Source organism: Synechococcus sp. R55.7, assembly GCF_047461955.1.
Classification (GTDB): Bacteria; Cyanobacteriota; Cyanobacteriia; order Thermostichales; family Thermostichaceae; genus Thermostichus.
Map to the genome: position 1 here is coordinate 1 of NZ_JANSIC010000194.1, position 2,920 is coordinate 2,920.

Below are 2,920 nucleotides of genomic sequence, written 5' to 3' on the forward strand. Positions count from 1 at the left end.
CAGGATCGGGATGACAGGATTTGAACCTGCGGCCCTCTGCTCCCAAAGCAGATGCGCTACCAAGCTGCGCTACATCCCGGCTTAGCTTTTGTGATTATGCCAGATCCCCGCCTCTGATGCACACCCAAGCAGGGATCCCTCGCTCAAGGCAACAAGGGAAACAAACATTTGTCCAGGTCAGGACTTGAGCATCTTGGCCGGCATGACAATGAGGGTATTCCCCTGTCGCTCCACCACGTAGAGCTCCTGCCCGGCTTGGATTTCTAGGTTGGGGATGCTGCACTTGGCGTTCCAGGTGGAACCCAGATAAGAAACCCGCCCCCGTTCGCCCGGCGGAATGGTGGTGATTGCCCGCGCCTCGCGAGATTCCTCTACCTGAACCGATCCATGGGGCACCAGACGGCGGCTGAGGATAATCAACACCACCGATGCCCCAATCCAGCTGGCAAATTGTACCCAGATCGGCAGCCCCAAATAAGCCAAAAGCCCCGCCAAGAGCGCCGCCAGCCCCACCGAGCCGGCAACCAATTCTGGCAAAAACAATTCGGCAGAAATGAGGACTAACCCGATGATGATCCAAGGCCAAACCATAGAATCCAGGGATCCCACCAAATTCAGTATGGCTCAAAACCCCTGGATCCTCAGCAGGGATCCCTTGTCCTTAGGGAGACTGGTTGGGGCCTACCCGCCCAAGCGGTAGTTCTCCAAAAACTGCAGGGGATCCATCTCTTCCTGAGGGGAGCTTTTGGGTAGGTTCTTGGATTCGGCGATCCGCATCAAGGTCTCCCAGTCGGTGCTCATGACAAAGGCCACGGCTTGGCGAGCCGCCTCTCGGTGGGGGCAGTCCTCTCCCAAGACACAGCCATCTCGACAGAGGGTGGCGCAATCGTGCGCAGTGCTCCTGGGATCCGGGCCAGCCATGATGTCTTCCTCTCGGTGGGTTTCACGTTTTCTTTAGGATACCTGAAGAGAATCTTGCGCTTGCAGGAGATTTGGGTCAGGGCGGGTAGCTTGGATGAGGAGATGAGGCGACAAGACCTGTTCAAGCAAGAGGAGCCTTATGGAGTTTTCGCAATTGCAAGCGCTGGTGGATCGAGCGCTGGAAGACAAAAAGCTCACCCGCACAGAGGTGGATCAAATCGTCAACGCCATCCGGTCGGACGGCAAAATCTCCCCCGAAGAGATAGGCTTGCTGGAGTCCATTCGCGAAATGGTGCTCCGTCGGGAGATTCAGGTGGTGGAAACGGCAGATTGAGGGGCAGGGATCCCCTGTTGCAAGTAGAGGGTGACTTCGCTGCGATTGTGAAACAGGTGGCGGGCTCTCACCAGGGGGAAGGCACTACCCAAAATCTCCAGACTTTGCCGCAGCACCCGCAGGCGGTGTTGGCGAGGTAACTTCAGGGTCATCACAGCTCTCCCCTGTGGCTGCAGATGGGGGGCAAAAGCCACCATCAGGCGGGCAGAAGCCGGGCCATCCATGCGCATGTCGTTGAGGATGAGGTGAAACCGGCCTGGGCCACGGGCCAGGTAGGCTTGGGCGCTGAGGCGATGGTGGCGGATCCCCGGATCTTGGCTGAGGCGCTCGTCCAAGTCCCCCGGATCCACTGCTGTGACCTGCTGGCCATATAGGCGCAAAATGCGCGACCATCCCCCCGGTGCTGCCCCCAGATCCAGAGCCTGTCCCCCCGGCACCAAGGGAATCTGAAACACCTGGATGGCCTCCAGCAGCTTAAACTCGGAGCGGCTGATTTGCTCTGGATCCCGCCGAAAGCGATGGATCCCACCGGCCCAGTTGGAGAGGTTCTGGGCAGCCAAGGATAGGCCCAGCCAAGCGCGAATGCCCATCGGTTGAGCCAGGATCACCACCGAGATCACCTGCTGTGGGTCTTTGACCTGCAGGGGGGATCCCACCGCCGCGATCACCTGTTCGGCCAGGGTTTCATTGACCTGGAAGGGCTTGAGATTCCGCTCCCCAAACAGGCGCGTCTGAACCGAAAAGCTGAGGGCGGGGTCAATGGCTGCCAACATTTCCCCATCAAGGCGCAATTCAACTAAGGATCCCTCGGCCAGCCGCCGTTCTTGGTGAATGGGGCAGATGTGGCGTAAAAAAATGGGCGGGTCAGCTTGCCAAGCCTCAGCCAGGTCAGCAAATGAGCGTTGGCTGCACACCCATACCAAGCCAGGTGCTTCCTTTAGCCGCTGCACGGCAGCCTCTGGATCCGCAGCTTCTATCTCCCGGATCGCCAAATCCAGAAAATCTGGGTCAGCACTGCCCAGCCATGTATGGGTATCAGGGGGGAGAGGATTGCTCAACGGGCTCGCTGCCAACGCACGTAGGGTAAAGAAGCGGCTACTTGCTGAATCTGGGCTTGGGCGGCCAGCAGTTGTCCTGTGGCGTCCCAGGTGCCCTGCACCAGCATTTGCCAGGCTCCCTGGGGGATCTCCACAGCAGCGGTATTTGCCTCCCAGCGCACCTGTTTGTTGGGCAGATCCAGCGTCAACTGGAGCTGGGGATTTTCCGCCACCGCCTTCTGCAGGGCTTGAATCACAGCCGGGGGTGCCGTAACACAAGGGATCCCTAGAGCCAAGCAGTTGCCGAAGAAGATCTCGGCAAAGCTTTCGCCAATGAGGGCGCGGATCCCCCACTTGGCCAGCGCTTGGGGGGCATGCTCCCGGCTGGAGCCACAGCCAAAATTGGCATTGACCACGAGGATCTGGGCTCCCTGGTACTGGGGTTGATCGAAGGGGTGTTGGCCGGGATCCTGGGCGCGGTCGTCGGCAAACACGTGCTGGCCCAAGCCGTCAAAAGTGACGCACTTCAAAAAGCGGGCCGGGATAATCCGATCGGTGTCGATGTCGTTGCCCAGCAGGGGGATCCCTCGGCCTGTGACGGTCAAAACTTCGCTTGACATGGGAACTT

General features: G+C 59.2%; 5 protein-coding genes and 1 tRNA gene. 1 reads left to right on the forward strand and 5 read right to left on the reverse strand.

What is annotated here, in order from left to right:
• Positions 1 to 5: 5 nt before the first annotated feature.
• From NW820_RS09995 to NW820_RS10005, 3 genes are all read right to left on the reverse strand, one after another.
• Positions 6 to 79, reverse strand: a tRNA-Pro gene (locus NW820_RS09995).
• A gap of 98 nt (positions 80 to 177) precedes the next feature.
• On the reverse strand, positions 178 to 591 hold the full coding sequence (locus tag NW820_RS10000; protein ID WP_414407407.1) for an NfeD family protein: 414 nt from the start codon (positions 589 to 591) through the stop codon (positions 178 to 180).
• Positions 592 to 681: 90 nt separating this feature from the next.
• On the reverse strand, positions 682 to 921 hold the full coding sequence (locus tag NW820_RS10005; protein WP_011433611.1) for a hypothetical protein: 240 nt from the start codon (positions 919 to 921) through the stop codon (positions 682 to 684).
• A 139-nt stretch (positions 922 to 1,060) separates the two neighbouring features.
• Between NW820_RS10005 and NW820_RS10010 the strand changes: the two genes are divergently transcribed.
• Positions 1,061 to 1,255, forward strand: coding sequence for a hypothetical protein (locus tag NW820_RS10010; RefSeq protein ID WP_011433610.1), 195 nt, complete (start codon positions 1,061 to 1,063; stop codon positions 1,253 to 1,255).
• On the opposite strand, the gene NW820_RS10015 is transcribed toward NW820_RS10010, so the two are convergent.
• The gene (locus tag NW820_RS10015; protein ID WP_414407408.1) at positions 1,231 to 2,313 is read right to left on the reverse strand and encodes an SAM-dependent methyltransferase; all 1,083 of its coding nucleotides are present in this window, start codon (positions 2,311 to 2,313) and stop codon (positions 1,231 to 1,233) included. The genes NW820_RS10010 and NW820_RS10015 overlap by 25 nt on opposite strands.
• Positions 2,310 to 2,912 carry a 3-isopropylmalate dehydratase small subunit gene (leuD, locus tag NW820_RS10020; protein ID WP_414342404.1) on the reverse strand — a complete coding sequence of 201 codons (603 nt, stop codon included), beginning with the start codon at positions 2,910 to 2,912 and terminating at the stop codon, positions 2,310 to 2,312. The genes NW820_RS10015 and leuD overlap by 4 nt, the downstream gene beginning before the upstream one ends.
• Between the last annotated feature and the right edge of the window lie 8 nt (positions 2,913 to 2,920).